Origin of the sequence: Desulfofundulus salinus (assembly GCF_003627965.1) — a bacterium.
GTDB lineage: Bacteria > Bacillota > Desulfotomaculia > Desulfotomaculales > Desulfovirgulaceae > Desulfofundulus > Desulfofundulus salinus.
Map to the genome: position 1 here is coordinate 2,558,361 of NZ_RBWE01000001.1, position 18,614 is coordinate 2,576,974.

At 60.0% G+C, this 18,614-nt stretch carries 15 protein-coding genes and 1 riboswitch; of the genes, 3 read left to right on the top strand and 12 right to left on the bottom strand.

Going from position 1 to position 18,614, the window contains the following annotated elements; translation table 11 throughout:
- Positions 1-128: 128 nt before the first annotated feature.
- The 8 genes from D7024_RS15445 to D7024_RS12990 form a co-directional block, all read right to left on the bottom strand.
- Positions 129-1,748: a B12-binding domain-containing radical SAM protein gene (locus D7024_RS15445; protein ID WP_121452166.1), complete on the bottom strand. Its 1,620-nt coding sequence runs from the start codon at positions 1,746-1,748 to the stop codon at positions 129-131.
- A 124-nt stretch (positions 1,749-1,872) separates the two neighbouring features.
- On the bottom strand, positions 1,873-2,439 hold the full coding sequence (locus D7024_RS12960; protein WP_165859369.1) for a DUF2284 domain-containing protein: 567 nt from the start codon (positions 2,437-2,439) through the stop codon (positions 1,873-1,875).
- A gap of 16 nt (positions 2,440-2,455) precedes the next feature.
- Entirely contained in the window at positions 2,456-3,472 is a 1,017-nt protein-coding gene (locus tag D7024_RS12965; protein WP_121452168.1) for a methyltransferase, read from the bottom strand.
- 27 nt (positions 3,473-3,499) lie between these two features.
- Positions 3,500-4,774, bottom strand: a complete 1,275-nt coding sequence (gene bzaB / locus D7024_RS12970; protein WP_121452169.1) for a B12 lower ligand biosynthesis ThiC-like protein BzaB — start codon at positions 4,772-4,774, stop codon at positions 3,500-3,502.
- A gap of 3 nt (positions 4,775-4,777) precedes the next feature.
- Entirely contained in the window at positions 4,778-6,076 is a 1,299-nt protein-coding gene (gene thiC / locus D7024_RS12975; protein ID WP_121452170.1) for a phosphomethylpyrimidine synthase ThiC, read from the bottom strand.
- Positions 6,077-6,184: 108 nt separating this feature from the next.
- Positions 6,185-6,379, bottom strand: a riboswitch (cobalamin riboswitch).
- 63 nt (positions 6,380-6,442) lie between these two features.
- Positions 6,443-7,201, bottom strand: a complete 759-nt coding sequence (locus D7024_RS12980) for a fumarylacetoacetate hydrolase family protein (RefSeq protein WP_121452171.1) — start codon at positions 7,199-7,201, stop codon at positions 6,443-6,445.
- Between the two features lie 60 nt (positions 7,202-7,261).
- A complete protein-coding gene (locus D7024_RS15450) occupies positions 7,262-7,924 on the bottom strand; it encodes a class I SAM-dependent methyltransferase (RefSeq protein WP_207666934.1) in 663 nt (220 codons plus the stop codon).
- 116 nt (positions 7,925-8,040) lie between these two features.
- Positions 8,041-8,964 (bottom strand): Rpn family recombination-promoting nuclease/putative transposase, encoded by a 924-nt coding sequence (locus D7024_RS12990; protein WP_243113781.1) that lies wholly within the window; start codon positions 8,962-8,964, stop codon positions 8,041-8,043.
- A 169-nt stretch (positions 8,965-9,133) separates the two neighbouring features.
- Between D7024_RS12990 and D7024_RS12995 the strand changes: the two genes are divergently transcribed.
- Positions 9,134-10,090: an RpnC/YadD family protein gene (locus tag D7024_RS12995; protein WP_121452173.1), complete on the top strand. Its 957-nt coding sequence runs from the start codon at positions 9,134-9,136 to the stop codon at positions 10,088-10,090.
- 360 nt (positions 10,091-10,450) lie between these two features.
- On the opposite strand, the gene D7024_RS13000 is transcribed toward D7024_RS12995, so the two are convergent.
- On the bottom strand, positions 10,451-10,747 hold the full coding sequence (locus tag D7024_RS13000) for a DUF4351 domain-containing protein (RefSeq protein ID WP_243113782.1): 297 nt from the start codon (positions 10,745-10,747) through the stop codon (positions 10,451-10,453).
- 147 nt (positions 10,748-10,894) lie between these two features.
- On the opposite strand from D7024_RS13000, the gene D7024_RS13005 reads away from it, so the two are divergent.
- On the top strand, positions 10,895-11,128 hold the full coding sequence (locus D7024_RS13005) for a hypothetical protein (protein ID WP_121452174.1): 234 nt from the start codon (positions 10,895-10,897) through the stop codon (positions 11,126-11,128).
- A gap of 1 nt (position 11,129) precedes the next feature.
- On the top strand, positions 11,130-11,558 hold the full coding sequence (locus D7024_RS13010; RefSeq protein WP_243113783.1) for a type II toxin-antitoxin system VapC family toxin: 429 nt from the start codon (positions 11,130-11,132) through the stop codon (positions 11,556-11,558).
- Between the two features lie 361 nt (positions 11,559-11,919).
- Here D7024_RS13010 and D7024_RS13015 read toward each other — a convergent pair whose 3' ends face one another.
- The 3 genes from D7024_RS13015 to D7024_RS13025 form a co-directional block, all read right to left on the bottom strand.
- Positions 11,920-13,362 (bottom strand): S-layer homology domain-containing protein, encoded by a 1,443-nt coding sequence (locus D7024_RS13015; protein WP_165859370.1) that lies wholly within the window; start codon positions 13,360-13,362, stop codon positions 11,920-11,922.
- 150 nt (positions 13,363-13,512) lie between these two features.
- Positions 13,513-15,801, bottom strand: a complete 2,289-nt coding sequence (locus D7024_RS13020) for an Ig-like domain-containing protein (protein WP_165859371.1) — start codon at positions 15,799-15,801, stop codon at positions 13,513-13,515.
- A 125-nt stretch (positions 15,802-15,926) separates the two neighbouring features.
- Entirely contained in the window at positions 15,927-18,611 is a 2,685-nt protein-coding gene (locus D7024_RS13025) for an Ig-like domain-containing protein (RefSeq protein ID WP_121452177.1), read from the bottom strand.
- Between the last annotated feature and the right edge of the window lie 3 nt (positions 18,612-18,614).

Genomic DNA, 18,614 nt, shown 5'->3' on the forward strand with positions numbered 1-18,614 from the left:
AAACCTTCCCGTAAATTTATTATATAATTAATTTAACTCTCTTCCGTCAATTAGTCCATAGAACATATGACCCTGCCGGTGCCGCCACCGGCGGCAACCGGAGAAAAAGCTGCCTTCCGGCAGCTTTGCTAAGAGTTCCTCATGATCTCCTCTATTTCCGTATGTCCCGCCGCGACAAAGCCGGCCACCGTACCCAGGTTCAGTTCTCCCCTGCCGGCGGCATCCAGAAGGCGGGAAAGGAAGTCCTGCAGGAAAAGATTCAACCGCCGGAAAATTTCCTGCCGCTGGACATGGGCCGGGATGGAACGGTTGCCGCCACCGGCAGTAAGACCTTCACCCAAACCGCTGCGGCCCTCATCGCCCACTCTCCCGCAGCAGCTCACCTTCGGCCCCCTGGCAGTGTACAGGTCCTCGCCTCCGGTTATCTCCAGCACCAGCCGGCACACCCGGCCCATAACCCGGGCCACCGCCTCCGCCCGGGGGTCTACGATGGTGTACTCCCCCTCGTGGGCGGTGAAACCAACCGGCCTTAACTGCCCCCGGGCCAGCAGCTGGTTGTAGGCCGGGGTTCCCCGCAGGACGACCTGGCGGTGAAAAAACAGGTGGGCGGTGGTGGAGGGGCAGTCCAGCAGTTCCATGCGCTGCAGAAAGTCCAGGTTCTCCCGGATTTCTTCCAGCGTGGTACCGGGATCGAAATTAATAAAACCCAGGGAGATGTTCAGGCCCAGCCGGCGCAGGATAGTAATGGCCCTTTCATTCTGGGCCACGGTGGTGCCCTTTTGAAAACGGTCCAGGGCGCTCTGGGCGCCGCTTTCCACCCCCAGGAACACATCCCGCAACCCGGCCTCCACCAGTCCGGCAAACACCTCCTCATCCACATCGGAGGACCGGCATTCCAGGCCAAAGACCAGGGGGAAGTCCCGCTGCTTCAAAAGCCGGGCCAGTTCCAGGGCGCGCTGCCGCCCCCTTTCCCCGGGGCCGAAAAAGTTGGCGTCGGCAAAGTAAAAGGAAGGGTTGCCGGTGGCCCTGTATACCTCATCAATTTCAGCCACGATATTTTCCGGGCTGCGCCCCCGCCAGACCGTTCCGGGTCCGTAAAAGGAATTGAGGTAGCAGAAAGTGCAGCGGCCAAAACAGCCGCGGCTGCCCAGGATGTAGTTGTGCATGTTGCGCCGGGCGGCCAGCTCCGGAGAAGGCCGCAGGGGGAAAGGCAGGGCATCCAGGTCGGCGATGGCACAGCGCGGGGAGTTTTGCACCGGGCCCCCTTCACCGTTCACGGCCAGCCCTACAGTGTCTTGCCAGAACCCTTTGTCCAGGCCTGCCAGGCGGCGGGCCAGATCCGTGAGGGTGAGCTCCGGTTCGCCCAGAACCACCGAATCCACAAAGGGCAACTGCCGCAACAGCGGTTCCCAGGCAAAGGTGGGGTAGTGGCCGTAGAGATTGAGGTGGATGTGGGGTTTCTCCCGCTTGATCTCCTGCAGCATGGTCATTATTTCCGCCGTCCGTCCCCACAGGAATTTTAAGTGCACACCCAGCAAATCAAAGTCTTCGGCCAGCAGCTGCTCCCTGGTTGCCTCCACGTCCAGCCCGGCCAGGTCTGCATCCATAACGGCTACGTCCAATCCGGCCTGCTTTAAACAGGCCCCGGCGTAACCGGTGAGCAGGCAGGCCGACAGGGGGGCGTTGACCACCAGGTCATCGGTATAGGGATCGGTCAGCAGGGGTGGGTTAAGGAGCAAAACCCGCATGGCAGCTCACCTCTCCGGGAAGTAATGTTATAAGGTAATGTTCAGCAGCTATTTTCACCCACGGTTCTTTGGTACGGGTGACAGCTGTGTCTCGTCGCTGTCTTTACAGTTAACAGGGCGGTTTTTATTCCAGAAGCACCAGCCCCACCCGGGGACAGGGTTCTCCCGGTTCCCGGGCCGGGGTTAGATTCAGGCCGTTGTTACGTGCCGTCTGGAACACATCTATACCGCAGGCCTCCAGGGAAGGGCGGGCCTCCCCGGGACGGCGGCACGCCCCCCCGGTATTGCACTCCTCACACAGGCCGCACGGCCCCGCCCCCAGCCCGAAAGCCCTGTAATAACCGGCCCGGAAGGCAAGGTGCTCCAGGTGGGCGGCCAGGTAGCGCACCAGCCAGGATGTCGGGGCCAGAAAGAGAAGGCCCGTACGGTAACAGTCCAGCACTTTTTCCGTCTCCCCGGGCCGGGGGCTGAAGGGAGGGCAGGTAAGGCTCCTGCCGTAGCCGGGGCAGCCGTACTGGCATTTCCAGCGCACCCAGGGGGCCACGGTGACCGTTTTGACATCTATTACCCTGGTTTCCGTTGTTCCGGCTTCCCGGGCCACCCGGCAAAGATGCTCCACCAGATCATCCAGGGCCACGGCTTCAACCGGCCCGGCAACGGGCCCGCCCCTGTTGTTAAAAGTTCCTGTCAAGGACTCTTCCTCCTTTCTATTTGTCATTCCATTTTCTCCCTTTTAACAACCCGCTGCCTGCGGTCAGGGGGTGGTAAGTCACATCCTCAAAACCGGCGTCCTCCAGCCAGCTGCCCATTTCCTGAACGCCGTACACCCGGCCGGTAAGGGTGCCCACCAGCATGTTCAGGTCAAAGAGGGCGGCTTCCAGGGAGGGCTTTTCAGCCAGGACGTAATCGTGGATCACCACCTGCCCGCCCGGGCGCAGGGCCCGGAAGACCCGGTCCATGATTTGTCGGTTGGTGGCAGCGTCATAAATGTGCACCACATTGGAGGCCAGCACCAGGTCGTAAACCCCTTCACCCAGTTCGTCCCTGGTGAAATCCCCGGCACATAGCTCCACCCGCTCCATCATCCCCGCCGCTTCTATCAATTCCCGGGTGATCTTCAGGGTGGGGGCCAGGTCCAGGATGGTGGCCCGTGCCCGGGGCTCTTTCTTCAACAGAGCAACGGTATACACCCCGGGCCCGCCGCCCAAATCCAGTATGCGTTCACAACCGCTTAAATCCAGGGCGGCAGCCAGCTGATCCGCCTTGAGCCGGGCCTGGTCCCCCATGGCCAGGATGTAGTCCCGCAGGCGCTCTTCATAGTTCGCCCGTTCCACGGCCTCAAAACCCACCGGGCGGCCGGTGCGCACGGCCTCGCCCAGCCGGGACCAACCCTCGGCCAGGTTGGCAAAGTGGTGCACCGCATGGCCCAGGCAGGCATCCCTTCCCCGTACCAGGTGGCGGCCGGCCAGGGGAGCGTTGCGGTAAAACTCGCCCTCCCTTTCCACTAACCCCAGGCCCTCCAGGGCAACCAGCAGGCGGGCGGTGGCTTCCGGGTGGGTGCCCAGGGCCGCGGCCACCCGGGCGGGAGTCTGGGCGCCCCGGGCCAGGACGTCAAAAAGGCCCAGGTCCACGGCAGCAAAAAGCACATGGGCCGCCCAGTGTCCGCGGCAGATGTCCATTATATACCAGCCATTTGAGGAAGATCGCGCATCTCTTTTAAACATTTACCTGCCACCTCAAGGATGGTGGGATCACTGCTGAAAATACTCCGACACCAGCCGCAGAGCGCATTCGTCGCCGCAGGCGCTGCACAGTTCCTCTTTTCCTTTCTCAAGGTAACAGCGCACCAGGGCCGGGTCGATGGCCAGGCCGGCCACGGCCTCCCGGTCCAGGGAAGCCCGGGTCCGGGCCATTTTTAAATCCCACTCCCAGGCCCCCTTGACGCCCTTGGCAATGTCGGCGACATGGGCGGCAATGCGGGCAGCCATCACCCCAACCCGCACATCTTCTTCCGTGGGCAGGCCCAGGTGCTCCGCCGGGGTGACGTAGCAGATGAAGTCCGCCCCGGAAGCCCCGGCCAGGGCGCCGCCGATGGCCGCGGTGATATGATCGTACCCCGGGGCCACATCAATGGCCAGGGTGCCCAGGACAAAATACGGGGCCTGGTGGCAGAGCTGCTTCTGCAGGAGCATGGTGGTTTCCACATGGTGTATGGGCACGTGCCCCGGCCCCTCCACCATCACCTGCACCCCCTTTTCCCTGGCCCGGGCCACCAGTTCCCCGGCCACCAGCAGGCCCTGAATCTGGGCGCCGTCCAGGGAATCGGCAATGCACCCGGGGCGGATGGCATCGCCCAGACTCAAGGTGACGTCGTACTCCCGCAGGATGTCCAGCACCCGGTCGAACTCCTCGTAGAGGGGATTTTCCTTCCTGTTGTGCAGCATCCAGCCGGTGAGGAAGGCGCCGCCCCGGCTCACGATGTCCGTCACCCGTCCGGTTTTCTGCAGGCGCTCGACCACTTCAAAATTCAGGGCACAGTGAATGGCCATAAAATCAATGCCCGCGGCGGCCTGCTTTTCTATGGCTTCAAACATGTCCTCCGGAGTCATGGCCACAATGCCGCCCCTCTTCTCGATGGCCTCAATGCCCGCCTGGTAGATGGGCACGCTTCCCACGGGAACCGTGGCCCTTTCCAGGCTAACGCGGCGCATGCCGTCGATATCCCCCCCGGTGGAGAGGTCCATAATGGCATCGGCCCCGGCGGAAATGGCCACCTCGATCTTGCGGGCCTCCATTTCCGGGTCGTCCCGGTCGCTGGAGGTGCCGATGAGGGCATTCACCTTGGTCCGCAGGCCCCGACCGATGGCGCAGGGCCGGATTCCTTTCCGCAACCTGTTCTTCGGGATGACGATGGTACCGGCGGCCACCCCGGCCCGGATAAATTCCGGATCCACTCCCTCCCGCCGGGCCACCTCCTCCATCTCCGGCGTGACGCGGCCTTCCCTGGCCGCCAACAACTGGGTCATAACCTAACACACCCCCTGCTCTTTGCCCAGGTATTCCCCTACCACCTGCATGGCGCAGTACCTGCCGCACATGGCACATGCCCGGTGAGAACCGTGGCTGCGCTCCCGGCGAAGGGCACCGGCCCGGCGGGAATCTAGGGCCAGTTCGATTTGCCTGTCCCAGTCCAGGGCCTTGCGTGCCCGGGACATTTCCAGGTCCCACTGCGCCGCCCGGGGCTCCCTGGCCACGTCGGCTGCATGGGCGGCAATGCGGGCGGCAATGACCCCTTCCCGCACCTGCTCCACACCGGGCAGTCCCAGGTGCTCCGCGGCAGTGACATAACAGAGAAACTCCGCCCCGGCCCAGGCCGAAAGCGCCCCGCCGATGGCCGCCGTAATATGGTCGTATCCCGGAGCGATATCCGTAACCACCGGGCCGAAGACAAAATAGGGCGCGCCGTGGCAGAGCTGCTTTTCCAGCTGCACGGTGGCCTTCAGGTGCCCCAGGGGGACGTGCCCCGGCCCTTTGACCATCACCTGCACCTGCTGCTTCCGGGCCCGGGCCACCAGTTCCCCCAGCACCACCAGCTCCTGCACCTGGGCCGCGTCCAGGGAGTCGGCCAGGCAGCCTGGACGCCACCCATCGGCCAGGCTCAAGGTAACATCGTAGCGGCGGCAGATCTCCAGCAGCCGGTCGAAATGCTCGTAAAGGGGATTCTCCTGCTGGTTGTAAATCATCCAGCCCATTAAGTGGCTGCCCCCATGACTGACCAGGTAATCGACGCGGCGGTGCTTTCTGGCCGCCCGCAGGGTCTGCCAGGTGGTGGCGCAGTGCAGGGCCAGAAAATCCACCCCGTCGGCGGCCTGCCGCTCGATAACTTCGAACATTTCGTCCACCTTCATTTTTACCGCCGCCCCGTACTTCTCCCGGGCCTCGGCAAGGGCCTGGTACACGGGCAGGGTACCCACGGGCGTGGTCGTTGCCGCCAGCACGGCCCGCCGGGCACCGTCAATATCCCCGCACACACTCAAATCCATAATGGCATCAGTGCCGGCTTCCACGGCCGCCCGTACTTTAGCGACCTCGCCCTCGATGGTGTCCCCTTCCGCCGCCAGGCCCACACTGGCGCTTACCTTCACGGCAAAGCCCGTTCCGATGCCCACGGGATCGATGTTCTTTCTCGCGCGGTTGCGGGGTATGACGATGGTGCCTTGAGCCACTCCCCGGCGAACGAACTCCGGATCCACCCCCTCCCGCCCGGCCACCCTTTTCATTTCCGGGGTAATCTCACCGGCCAGGGCCCTGGCCATTTGCGTTGGCATTTCGCGACACCTCCGTTTGGTTAAAATAAAAAGTCCCCAGCCAAAACTTTACCTGGCTGAGGACTTTACCATCATCCTCCGCGCACGGCCGCCCTTTCGCGCGAGAGCAGCCATTCTCTCAAACAGGCAGGTCTCCTGGCTAACGGATCATCGCTTTTTATCCCGGCCTTCCCGGCCAAACCCCAGTGACCGGGATAAGCTCCCCGACTACAGTGGCGGGACCGCGCCGTTTCCGGGTGGTATGCCACCCGTCCGGACTTCCCTATTCTCCCCCTGCGGGGCACCTGTTTGACTATTCAGTTATTGTTTATATGGGATTCTACCACACCGGCCCGGCAACGTCAAGCAAAATTTGGAACGGTTATTTTATTTTTTGACTACCGGGTTGGCCAGCCGGCCGATGCCGGATATAACCACCTCTACCGTGTCCCCCGGCTGCACCGGCCCCACCCCTGCAGGCGTACCGGTAAGGATGATATCCCCGGGCAAAAGGGTCATGATGCGGGAGATAAAACTGACCAGCCGGTATACCGGAAAGATCAACTGGGACGTGGAGGAATGCTGTTTTCGCTCCCCGTTGAGGTAGAGCGAAACTTCCCTGTCTCCCGGGTCGACGCCGGTGACGATGTAGGGACCCAGGGGCAGGAAGGTGTCAAACGACTTGGCCCGGGTCCACTGCCCGTCCTTTTTCTGGAGGTCCCGGGCGGTAACGTCGTTGGCACAGGTATAGCCCAGTATGTACCCGGCCGCTTCTTCCTCCCGCACCTGCCGCGCCTTTTTCCCGATCACCACCGCCAGTTCGGCCTCGTAGTCCACCTGATGGCTCATGGCCGGGTAAACAATGGGTTCCCCGGGGCCGATCACGGCGGTGGACGGCTTCAGGAACAGGACCGGCTCATCCGGCAGGGCCATACCCAGCTCCAGGGCGTGGTCCCGGTAATTGAGCCCCACACACACCGCCTTGGTGGGCAGGCAGGGAGCCAGCAGGTCCAGCTCCGGCAGGGCGAACTGCCGCCCGGATACCGGTTCCAAAGATTGAAAGGGATCGGCCACCGGTAAAACCGTGTCACCTTCAACTATGCCGTAGAAAATTTCTCCCCTGTGATGAAAACGACCAATACGCATAAAAAAACACCCCTGCTACAGTTGATGAGATTTTGATGCTTTATTATTTTACCATACTTTTTACACATTTGGGGGTGAATACAGGGGCTTTTGCGCCCGGATGAAGGCGCTGACCAGGGCACCTTCATAGAGGGCCAGCTGCTGTTTCATTTCCTCCGGCAAAGTTCCTTCCGGGAAGTCCGATGGGCTGAAGACCCGGATTACCTCTATGGATACCCCGGTGAAACCGGCCGCTTCCAGCAGGCGGCGGTACTCTTCTTCCGTCGGGGCGCCGGCCACGCAGCCCGCCCACAGCTCGACATCTTGCCGCAGCCCGTGGGGTACCTCACGACGCCACACCATGTCGGAAACGGCCAGGCGCCCGCCGGGTTTGAGCACCCGGAAGGCTTCCCGGAGCACCCTGCTTTTGTCCGCGGCCAGATTGATCACACAGTTGGAGATGACCACGTCCACATGATTGTCGGCCTGCGCCTCTTCCAGGGTGTTGGCGGCAAACAATTCCTCCATGATGCCGTCCAGCACTTCCAGGCTGGTCATCTCCCGGACTTCCTGCTGCAGGCCGGCGGATGCATCACCGAACCTCCTCCTGAGGTATTTGCAGATGGCGTCCTGTTTTGCTTCAACCTTGCCCCTGGCCTCGCCTTCGGCCCTGCCTTTAATTAACCCGCGCATCTCTGCCTGCTGCTGCATCTCTTCAAGGGCTATTTCCAGGTTCGTAATCATCTTTTCCACCCGATGTCTGCTTCTTTCTCGCTGAAGTCCTGCAGGATGTAGGACTTCTCCACTTATTGGCAGGGCATTACTTGACAATAGATGTGTAATGTGTAACAATGATTCAGTTACTTCACGGCATCGTCGATCACGGAACCCGCCTCTTCCAGCGAGCCGGCGGTATAAATCCTGTTGATGATCTTGTCCAGGGCCTCCAGCCTGTCGATCTGCCTGACCCGCTCCTGCAGGTCCCGTGAGGCCTCCCCAAACCTGGCGTCAAGGTACTTGCAGATGGCTTCCTGGGCCATCGTGACTTTGCCCTTGGCCTCGCCCTCGGCTCTGGCGCCGGCCAGGGCGGAAATCTCATCCCGCATGGCCTTCTCCCTCAGCTCGTAGAGCCTGCGTTCCTTCTTGCTCTGCCAGAAGGCTTTCTCGATGGTCAACGCTTTCCTGATCCCCGGGTTCTCCATGGCTATCGCCTCCATCTCTTCTCCTTCCAGGTTGCTCAGGTACATCATCCACGCCTCCAGCGCATCCTTCGGCCTGCGTTTGATCGTCTTTATCTTCTCCAGCTCCAGAAAGTGGATCTCCAGGTCGTCGCACAACAGCTCACCGCTCTCATCGTCCCGCACGTGGAAGGCCCGGTGGTACCGCCCGTCACCCCGGAACCAGTCAAAGGCCAGAATGTTTATGGTCACGGTTTTGCGCAGGTCGGCGAACTTCTGACCGCTGGTCAGCTGCCCGTGGTACAGCCCCGCCCAGTAGTACATGGTCCGCTTGTCAATGTTGTACTGGTTGGTCACCTGGACTTCGATGTTGATGAGCGTGCCTTCTTTCGTACGGGCCAGGACGTCCAGCCTGGCGCCGCGGTCCAGCAGGTATCTTGGGTCTATCTCCCGGTCCAGCAGTTCCACGCCGGTCAGTTCCCGGCCGGACGGTAACTTCAGTACCGCGTTGAGAAAACTCAGCAGCGCCTCTTTCCCTTCTTCCGACCCGAAGATCCGCTTAAAGGCGTAGTCGTTGGTCCGGTTGATCCCCCTGATCTCCGCCAATCCCCCCACCCCCGCCCCGTTTATTCTTGTCAACCTTATTATACCAGATTCTGCGCGCGAGCCAAAATCTGAAACCGTCAATTCCATCTTCCTGCCGCCGCCCGCGGCATGATATAATAGATATAGTATACACACAAGATTTAATTGCCTGCCGTTGAGAGGACTGGGATTGTTGGCCGTTAATGTCATTGACCGAAGCCTCAAGGCTTTGGCCCGCCGTTACCCGAAACCCTTTGTCAAACTTGTCCTGGGCTCCACAAAAGGGGTGGCAGTGGCCACCATCGAAAACCCGGAGATCAACCTCCCGGAAAGGCGGCTCGATTTCGTCTACGGCCTGCGCCTGGATGACCAGGAGTACCTGCTGCACCTCGAATTCCAGCTCCAGCACGAGACCGACCTGCCGGAACGGATGTTCACTTACAACGCGCTCCTGACCGCCGCCTACCGGCGACCGGCCATCTCGGCAGTCATTTACCTGGCGCGGCAGGAATACCGCCGTTTACCCGAAGCCTATGCCGTGACCTTCCGGAGCAGGGCGGTCCACACCTTCACCTACCGGGTCATCAGGCTCTGGGAATACGAAGAAGCCATTGCCGGCGGCGAGCTGAAGGAGCTCGCTCCCCTGCTCGTCCTGCTGGCCGAAAACGGTAAAGAAGAAGCTGCCCTGGCCAGAACTAGAGAACTGGTCCTGGCCATCGGCGACGAGAAGCACCGGGCCGATGCCCTGTCGGTGGCTATCACCGTGGCGGCGCGCTACTTCAGTCGCGATTTTTTGCTCGAGTTTTTCAAGGGGGAAATGGAGATGCTGCAGGAAGCCAGTATTGTCCAGGAATGGATAAACGAAGGCCTGGAGAGAGGCCGAAAAGAAGGCCTGGCGGAAGGCCTGGAAAAGGGCCTGGCGGAAGGCCTGGAAAAGGGCAGGAAGGCGGGAAAGCTCGAGGGAGAGATCGAGACGCTGCAAAGGGACATCCAGGAAGTCCTGGAGGAACGCTTCGGCCGAGTCAAAAAAGGTATGGGCAAGAAGCTGGCCGCCATTGACGACCCGGCGGTGCTCCGTTCCCTGCTCAAGAAAAGCGTCAGGGTGAAGAGCCTCGAAGAGTTCGCCCGGCTCCTGGAAGAAGTGTAACGTCCGGAGACAAGGTAAAGCCCTACCGGTGGCCTGCGGAGGAGCTTTCGGCTGGGGCCTGGCTCGAAAATAGTTGAAGCCATTCGCTTCGGGTCCGCATTACTTCGCCCTCCGGCGTGTCAAAATCCCTAATGCTCGGGGTGCCCAAATGCCGCGGAATCATGGCCTAAAGCAATGTCATTTATCCAGCCAAAGGGGAAGCCGGTAGGGTCTTTTATAACCAATCCTAACTGGTTCCGTCCGGTGAGGTTCCAGGACGCAGTTCTATAACTTCTTACATCGATTCCTAATAAAATCCCCGCAAGCCTTATAACATGCGGGCTGCGGGGATGAGCTCTCCCTGCAATTATGTCGTTTCCCTCACTGCATAAACCTCTCCATGCCGTCCCTGATGATGGCCTGCGCCTCTTCCAGGGTGTTGGCGGCAAACAATTCCTCCATCACGCCGTCCAGCACTTCCAGGCTGGTCATCTCCCGGACCTTCCGCTGCAGGCCGGCGGATGCATCACCAAACCTCCTCCTGAGGTACTTGCAGATGGCGTCCTGCTTTGCTTCAACCTTACCCCTGGCCTCGCCTTCAGCCCTGCCTTTAATTAACCCGCGCATCTCTGCCTGCTGCTGCATCTCTTCAAGGGTTATTTCCAGGTTCGTAATCATCTTTTCCACCCGATGTCTGCTTCTTTCTCGCTGAAGTCCTGCAGAATGTAGGACTTCTCCACTTATTGGCAGTGGCATTACTTGACAATAGATGTGTAATGTGTAACAATTAAGTGTGTAATAACTATAGCTTAAGGTGATGCTTGTATGAGGCGCATGCAGGTGGTAGTGGAAGAGTGGCAGTACCAGTTCCTGCGTGAACTGGCCTCCCGGCAGGGCTGCTCCATATCAGCCGTTTTACGGGAACTCATTACCAGCAAGGCAAATAAAAGCGGACAAAACGCAAAGGAACCTCTTCTCGAAGCAGCAGGGATCGCCCGTGAGCCATTACTCAAAAACTTGATCAGCGAAAGTTTAGATGAAGCTCTTTACAGGACGTGATATGTTGCGGCAGATTTTCGTGGATACCAGCTTTTTTTACGCCCACGCCTACGCAGACGACCCCCATCATCGTGAAGCGGTCCAGTTCCTGGAGAACCCCCCGGTTCCTCTTGTGACGACGAATTTTATTTTTGATGAATTGATGACCATCCTGCGATATAATTTTGGTCACCGCGTGGCGGTTACATATGGGCAGAGCCTGCGAAAAAGTAAACTTGTAGATATTTTACGCATAACGCCGGAAGACGAAGAGTCGGCGTGGGAAATCTTTTCCAGGTACAGCGATCAGAAATTCAGTTTTACGGACTGTACGAGTTTTGCACTTATGCGACGCCTGGGAATCACCGAAGCAGCGGCATTCGACATTCATTTCGAAGTTGCGGGTTTTCTGCGCCTGCCTCCCGCCTCCCTTGCCAGCCGCGGGCGGTAGGGACTTTTGCTTTCCAGCATGAAGGCGATCGCGGAAAGATACTTCCTGGTTTTTTGCGTGCCACTTTTAGGGGTCCCATGGTCTGGAAGTGAGCTCAGCCGCTTTATTGGTATGTCTATCCTGGGCATTTACGTTCGCTCACCCTTTGTTCGCTCACCCTTTTCTAGATAACTCGTAAGATCCCCACCAGCCTTTAAAAAATTAGCTTATCTCCCTTTCTGAATTATACCACACGGAACGGATGCCGGGGTGGTCCCGCCGGCGCGGGACCTGGGCTCGATAAGTTAATAAGTTAAGTGCCTGGCACCATCTATCAAAAAGGCCCCCGGGAGATTTTACATCTCCCGAAGGCCCTGCGGGATTACCCGTTTAGCTTTTCCAAAAGCCGCAGGATCATGGCACTGGCTTCCGCCCGCGTGACACTGCTGCCCGCCTTGAAGCTGCCATCCGGGTACCCCCCTACTATACCCGACGCGGCAGCGGTATTCACCGCGTTTTTCGCCCAGGCCGGGATCGCGGCTGCATCGGTAAATTTCACCGCCTGACCGGTTACCGTGCCCTGCCCGGCCTCCAGCACCCGGCTCAAGATGGCCGCCAGTTCGACCCGGGTGACCGGATTGCCGGCCTTAAAGGCCACACCGCCCTGTACGGGATAGCCCTTCAAAAGGCCTTCCTCAGCCGCGGCGGCAACGGCCCCGCGCGCCCAGGCCGGGATGGCGTTTTTGTCTGTGTAGTTCAGGGCAGTCTCTTCCACCGGCTGCAGCTTCAACGCCCGTGCCAGGATGGAGGCGATTTCCGCCCGGGTGATCTTGTTGTTGGGCCGGAACGTGCCGTCCTCATAGCCGCCGATCACGCCCATACCGGCCAGCTTAGACACCGTTTCAGCGGCCCAGTGGCCCTGCATATCCTTGAACCTTGCAGTTATAGAAGGCTTTTGCCCGTCTGCCGGCTGAGTGCCAACTGTTCCACCACCGGGCCCGCTGCCGGAACCGGTACCCGCTGCAGGCTTCACTGCAGTCCGGAAATCAACGGTCACTTCCTTTTTATTACCGGCCCGGTCTTTCACGGTCACCTGCAAAGTGTAGCTGGTGTCGTAAGCAAGCGCTGCAGAAGGCTTCACTTTTAAAACCCTGCCGTCGACAGATGCACTTGCGGCTACAGCCCGCTTTGTGACTTGATCAATGAATTCTGCCTGAACACTGTCTGCAGCCAAATCCTCATCAAAAGTTAAAGTGAAAGTCTCATCCACAGCCACCCCGGTAGCCCCACTGCCCGGATTTGAACTGAGCAAGACCGGGGCAATGGTATCGCTTGAGCTGCCACCACCGGAAGCACCGGACCCGCCGGTCCCGCTGGAGCCACCGGTCCCTCCTGAGCTTCCCGGACTACCCGACCCGCTGCCGGCATTCAGATCGACCGTCAGGTTCACCTGGCGGACATCGCCGCTGGTCCACGTAACTGCGGGGCTGGCCTGAGCCGTATACGCAGTACCGTTGACGACCACCATGAAGTCCACCGGCCGCCCCTGATCATCAGCCGTACCGGCCACCACCAGTTTGGGGTCGAAACCTCCCGGGCCGCCGTACAGGCCGCGGGAAATATCAATTTGACCGCACTTCTTTCCGCCGATGTAGGCCTCCACCGTGCCCGACTCCACCGGCTGGCCGGCCGTGTTATTCACGGAACCATAGTAGGCCGCGGGAAGGGGCGGAATTTCCCCGGCGTTTTGGGCCGCCGCAACGCCGGCCGCGGCCAGGGCAAACAGCAGGGCCAGCATCACCACCAATACCGTCTTACCGCGCACAGAATCCCCCCTTAAAATTTGTAAAAGCTGCATTTAGCTGCCGCCAAAATCTTATCACATTACGTGTTTAATTGCAATCACCAGCTGCAATAGTTTTGCAAAAATATCACGGAGGCGCCCAGAGTTGAGCGCCTCCGGTAAGAAACGGTTTTATTCTATTTTTTCCAGCAGGCGCAGGATCATGGACGCGGCCTCAGCCCTGGTAACATTGTTCTGGGCCCGGAAGGTGCCGTCCTGATAACCGCCCACCACTCCGGCTGCAGCTGCGGTATTCACCGCATCCTTCGCCCAGGCCGGGATTTTTGCCGCATCGGCAAATTGCACCGGTTGACCGGTTATTTCACCCAGCCTGTCTTCAAGCACCCGGCTTAAGATGGCGGCCAGCTCGGCCCTGGTAACGGGGTTGGCGGCTTTGAACGCCACGCCGCCCTGCACGGGATAGCCCCTCACCAGACCCTCCTTAATCGCCGCAGCCACTGCGCCGCGGGCCCAGGCGGGTATGGCACTGTTGTCAACAAACTTGAGGGCAGAATCATCCGCCGGCTGCAGCTTCAAGGCCCGCACCAGAATCGAGGTAATCTCGGCCCGGGTGATCTTGTTGTTGGGCCTGAAGGTGCCGTCCTCATAGCCGCCGATCACGCCCATGCCGGCCAGCTTAACCACGGTGGCCTCCGCCCAGTGGCCGGCCATGTCCTTGAACTCAGGCTTGGGCTGCTCCGCGGGCGGCTTGGGCTGCTCCGCAACGGTGGTGAAGGTGAAGGTGTAGTCGCTGGACAAGCCGTAACCCTCCCTGTCCTTCACCGCACCGGCGGGGATGACCACGGTATAGGTCGCGCCGTTGTCAAGAGCCGCCTTCGGCTTGATGTAGAGGGCACTCCCGTCAATGCGCGCGGTCACTTCCACGGCCTTGCCGGCAGCATCCTTTAAAGTGATTTTTGCAAAATCATTGCCTTCAGTGACGATCTCGTTGAACAAAATCTTTATTTCTTTGTCCACGGGCACGCCGGTGGCTTTATCAGCCGGGTCGGTGGTGGAGACGTATGGTTTCACTGTGCCGCCGCCACCGCCGCTGCTACCGCCGGAGGAGGCAGTTACGGTGTAGGCAAAGCTCGCCTCATCACTGGTCAGGGAGTCCTTCACGGCCACAGCGCGAATGGCAGTGCTTGACGTCAGCGTGATGGGCGCCGTGTAGGTGGTCTGCGGGGCGGCGTTCAGCCCGTAAAGGATGGTGGCGCCGGATTCCGCAGCCAGGGTCACCTGCACGCTGCCCGTGTAGGTACCGGGAGCGGGACTCGCCGTAGGAGGTACCGGGGCACTGGCGGTGGTAAAGATGCTGAAGGAGGTCTGGCTGACCTCTACATACCCGCCGCTTACAGTGCCGCCGAGGTTAACCCAGCGGTCGCCCACCAGCTTGAACACCCGCACCCGATCGCCTGCCGGCGCGGGCAGCCGCAAGATGACCGGCTGCGATAGGGTCACATTCTCGATCTTGATTTCAAAGACCTGGCCGATGGCGCTGGACCCGGGAAGCCCCGTCTTGTCCACGGGTTTGAAGGTGATCGCAGCCGCGCCGCTAAAGGCTCCCTGCGGGATCTCCAGCTGGGCGCCGCCCTGGTTCAGTACCGCGCTGGAGACGCCAGGCGGCACGGTGAAGTTGTCCAGCTTGCCGTCAGAAGGCACGCTTATCTCAACCTTCGATCCCGCCTGAACGGCGGTGGTGAAGCTGAACACGCAGGCCTGAGCCAGTTCGTTCCCCGCCGCGTCCTTGACCGCACCCGCAGGGATGGTGACGGTGTAGTGCTTGTAGTAGGCCAGGTCAGATGCGGGCTTCAAGGTCAAAACCCTGCCGGAGATGCTCTTCTGCAGGGTTACGGCGTTGTTCTGGTCGTCCACCAGGGAGATGCCCGCGTACTGCGGCCCCTCCTGGACGTCCTCCGTGAAGGTAATGGTGATCGTCTTGTTCACCGGGACGTTTGTGGCGTTATTGGTCGGGTCGGTGGAGGCCACCGCCGGCGGGTTGGTGTCATGCGGCGGCTGCGGAGCCGCAGCTACGGTCAAGTCCACCCGGCGCACGTCGCCAGGCTGCCACACCACCGCTGGACTGGCCGTGGCGTCAAGCTTCTGCCCACTGGTGACTACCTTAAAGGTAACCGTTTTGCCGCGGTCCGCCACTGTTCCGGAAACCACCAGCTTCGGGTCGAGGCCGCCCGTACCTCCGTAAAAACCATTGCTAAAATCAATCTCGCCCACCTTGCGCCCTTCAATATAGGCCTCCACCTTGCCGGACGACACGCCCTGACCGCTGGCGTCCTTCACGCTTCCGTAGTAGGCCGCGGGTAATGGCGGAACTTCTTGTGCCAAGGCGAACCCTGGCAGTAACAGTGTAAACACAAAGACAAAAACCAGCAGCGTAGATTGGTAACGCAGGGCTTTTTTCAAGAAAGCATCCCTCCTTACACTCATTTCTTCCCTGCGTAGAGGGCCGCGCCGGGTGGCGCGGCCCTCACACTCGGGCGTTAGTCCATACGCACTTTGACCTGCCAAACTGCAACAGCGATTAACTGTTATTCCCTTTCAAAAGGATACGTTCCAACCGTTACCGGCGTTGTACTGAAGCCGGCCAGATTGCCCGACTCGTCCATGTATACCCAGTAGCCGTAGTGAGTTTTCACCGCCGCATTCTGGCGCGGTGTTACCGCCCATGGGTCGGGGTTGACCGCCGGGCTTACTGCCACACTCCAGCGTTCACGGACAGAATAAAGGGCATCGTAAACGTTATCAGCTTTCGTGAACCCGACCAGGTTCCAGCCCTTGAGCAAATTCCTTACCGGCGGATTGGTCGGTTCCGTGGCCGGCTTGATCACAGCGAGGACGGGTTCCTTCAGCTTGACGTAAACCGCCTCGAGGGGCTGGATGGTGTTGTTGTCCGCGGTGACCTGCACCCACTGCTGGCTAGCCGCGTCGAACTTGTAAGCGATGTCCACCTTACCGAGGTCGATCACGTCGCCCAGCAGCTTCTGGCCGCCGGCGAGCTGCACCGGCACGGAGAAGGTTCTCCATCCTTCTGGACCTGGCGTTAACTCCCAGTAAGCCAGCACCGGGTAGCCCTGCCCGGCGTTATCGGCCACTACCCCTTGCGATTCGTTGCCCGAGTAATCAACAGCTACCACTTTGAACTGGACCTCGTCGCTTCCGAGGACGAGGTTGCCGGGAACCTGAACCCAGATATCGACAGATTCACCAGGCTGACATTCAAAGAGGGATGCCTCGTCATCACCAAAATTTACTTGTTCCCAATCGTTGCTGCCGTAGACGGTCGCGTAAACTGCTACCCCGCGCAGGTCCGAATCAGACGGTGCAGTGAAGCTGATGCTGAACCGCCCGGCACCGGGCTGTGGACTTACGGTTAGATCCGTCACTTCACCGGGAGGCTGTTCGTCAACACCACCAGTGGAAGGCTGCTGCTCCTCTTCCGGAGCGGTACCCTCTTCAGTGGTACCTTCTTCAGGGGTTGTTACCTCGCCAGGCTGCTGCTCCTCACCGGAAGCACCCTGAGTGGTGAAGCTGAAGGTGTACTCCTCAGCCAGCCCATTGCCCGCCGCATCCTGCACCGCGCCAGCAGGAATGGTCACGGTGTAGGTGGTGCTGTAGTCAAGGTTAACATCCGGCTTAATAGTGAGGACTTTGCTCTCAATGCTCCTGGTCACGGCAACGGTGTTACCTTCAGCGTCTTTGAGCTCGATACCGTCATAGGCAGCACCCGCATTCACATCCTCACTGAAGGTCACGGTGACGGACGTACTTACCGGCACGTCAGTTGCGCCATCGGCCGGCTCAGTAGCCTCCACCGCCGGCGCAATGTTGTCAGGTTCGGCCTCCGTGGTGAAACCGAAGGCGTATCCGTCAGCCAGCTCATTACCCGCCGCATCCTGCACCGCGCCGGCAGGGATGGTCACGGTGTAGGCAGTGCTGTAGGCAAGGTTAGCGTTTGGGTCGATGGTCAGCACATTGCCGTTCAAGGTCACGTTGCAGTCCACCGGGTTGCCTTCAGCATCCTTGAGGGCGATCTGGCCGAAGCTATCACCCTCCTGCACGTCCTCGCTGAAGGTCACGGTGATGGTCACGACCACCGGCACGTTGGTTGCACCATCAACCGGCTCAGCAGCTTCCACCGTCGGCGCGATAGTATCCGGCTCAGCTTCCGTTGTAAAGCTGAAGGCGTAATCCTGCGCCAGGGCGTTGCCCGCCAAGTCAGCTACCGCTCCGGCTGGAATGATCACGGTGTACTTAGTGCTGTAGGCAAGGTTAGCATCCGGCTTAATTGTCAGCACCTTGCCCTCAATGTTCGTGGTTACGGCAACAGCGTTACCTTCAGCGTCTTTGAGCGCAATGCCGTCGTAGGCAGCACCCGCTTTCACGTCCTCGCTGAAGGTCACGGTGACGGACGTACCTACCGGCACGTTGGTTGCACCATCGACCGGGTCAACAGCTTCCACCGCCGGTGCGATAGTATCCGGCTCAGCCTCCGTGGTGAAGCTGAAGGCGTAATCCTGCGCCAGGGCGTTGCCCGCCAGGTCCGCCACCGCTCCGGCAGGGATGACCACGGTGTAACTGGTGCTGTAGGCAAGGTTATCGTTCGGGTCGATGGTCAACACCTTGCCGCTCAACGCCACGTTGCAGTCCACCGTATTGCCGGCAGCGTCCTTCAGGGCGATCTGGCCGAATCTATCACCCTGCTGCACGTCCTCACTAAAGGTCACGGTGACAACCTGGTCCACAGGCACATCGGTTGTACCATTGTCCGGGTCAACAGCTTCCACCACCGGCGCAGTGGTGTCCGGCAGTGCATCAATGGCGAGGTTAAGTGGCGTTGTCTCACCAGATTTAAACGCACAGCTCCCGGCCAGAACACCGGCCACGTAGAACTCTACAGTTTCCCCGTCGCGCCCACCTTCTTTGTCGAGAGTGTCGGGGTCGTCGGCCGGAACGTAGAACGGATCATCTATATCGTATCCGTATCTGCCTTGAGCATCCGCCGTGGTGGCCTCGTACTGGACACCTCCAATTTTAGCCACCACTTCAATACCCTGTTGGGCCGGCGCTCCTCCCACGGTTACCTGGCCGTAGAACTGGTGCGGGGCCGGAGGTAAGGCTAACGCGGAACCGGCAAATCCGAAAATCAGGATTAGGGCCAGCAGGAGCCCGCAGGCTCCTGCCGGCTTCAGCAGACTAAGCAACTTACGAATCATTCA

Excerpts from the sequence above, each read along its gene's own strand:
- D7024_RS15445 (WP_121452166.1), bottom strand. The coding sequence starts at position 1,748 with ATGCGGGTTTTGCTCCTTAACCCACCCCTGCTGACCGATCCCTATACC.
- D7024_RS12965 (WP_121452168.1), bottom strand. The coding sequence starts at position 3,472 with ATGTTTAAAAGAGATGCGCGATCTTCCTCAAATGGCTGGTATATAATG.
- bzaB (WP_121452169.1), bottom strand. The coding sequence starts at position 4,774 with ATGACCCAGTTGTTGGCGGCCAGGGAAGGCCGCGTCACGCCGGAGATG.
- thiC (WP_121452170.1), bottom strand. The coding sequence starts at position 6,076 with ATGCCAACGCAAATGGCCAGGGCCCTGGCCGGTGAGATTACCCCGGAA.
- D7024_RS12980 (WP_121452171.1), bottom strand. The coding sequence starts at position 7,201 with ATGCGTATTGGTCGTTTTCATCACAGGGGAGAAATTTTCTACGGCATA.
- D7024_RS15450 (WP_207666934.1), bottom strand. The coding sequence starts at position 7,924 with ATGATTACGAACCTGGAAATAGCCCTTGAAGAGATGCAGCAGCAGGCA.
- D7024_RS13000 (WP_243113782.1), bottom strand. The coding sequence starts at position 10,747 with ATGATTACGAACCTGGAAATAACCCTTGAAGAGATGCAGCAGCAGGCA.
- D7024_RS13005 (WP_121452174.1), top strand. The coding sequence starts at position 10,895 with ATGAGGCGCATGCAGGTGGTAGTGGAAGAGTGGCAGTACCAGTTCCTG.
- D7024_RS13010 (WP_243113783.1), top strand. The coding sequence starts at position 11,130 with ATGTTGCGGCAGATTTTCGTGGATACCAGCTTTTTTTACGCCCACGCC.
- D7024_RS13025 (WP_121452177.1), bottom strand. The coding sequence starts at position 18,611 with ATGATTCGTAAGTTGCTTAGTCTGCTGAAGCCGGCAGGAGCCTGCGGG.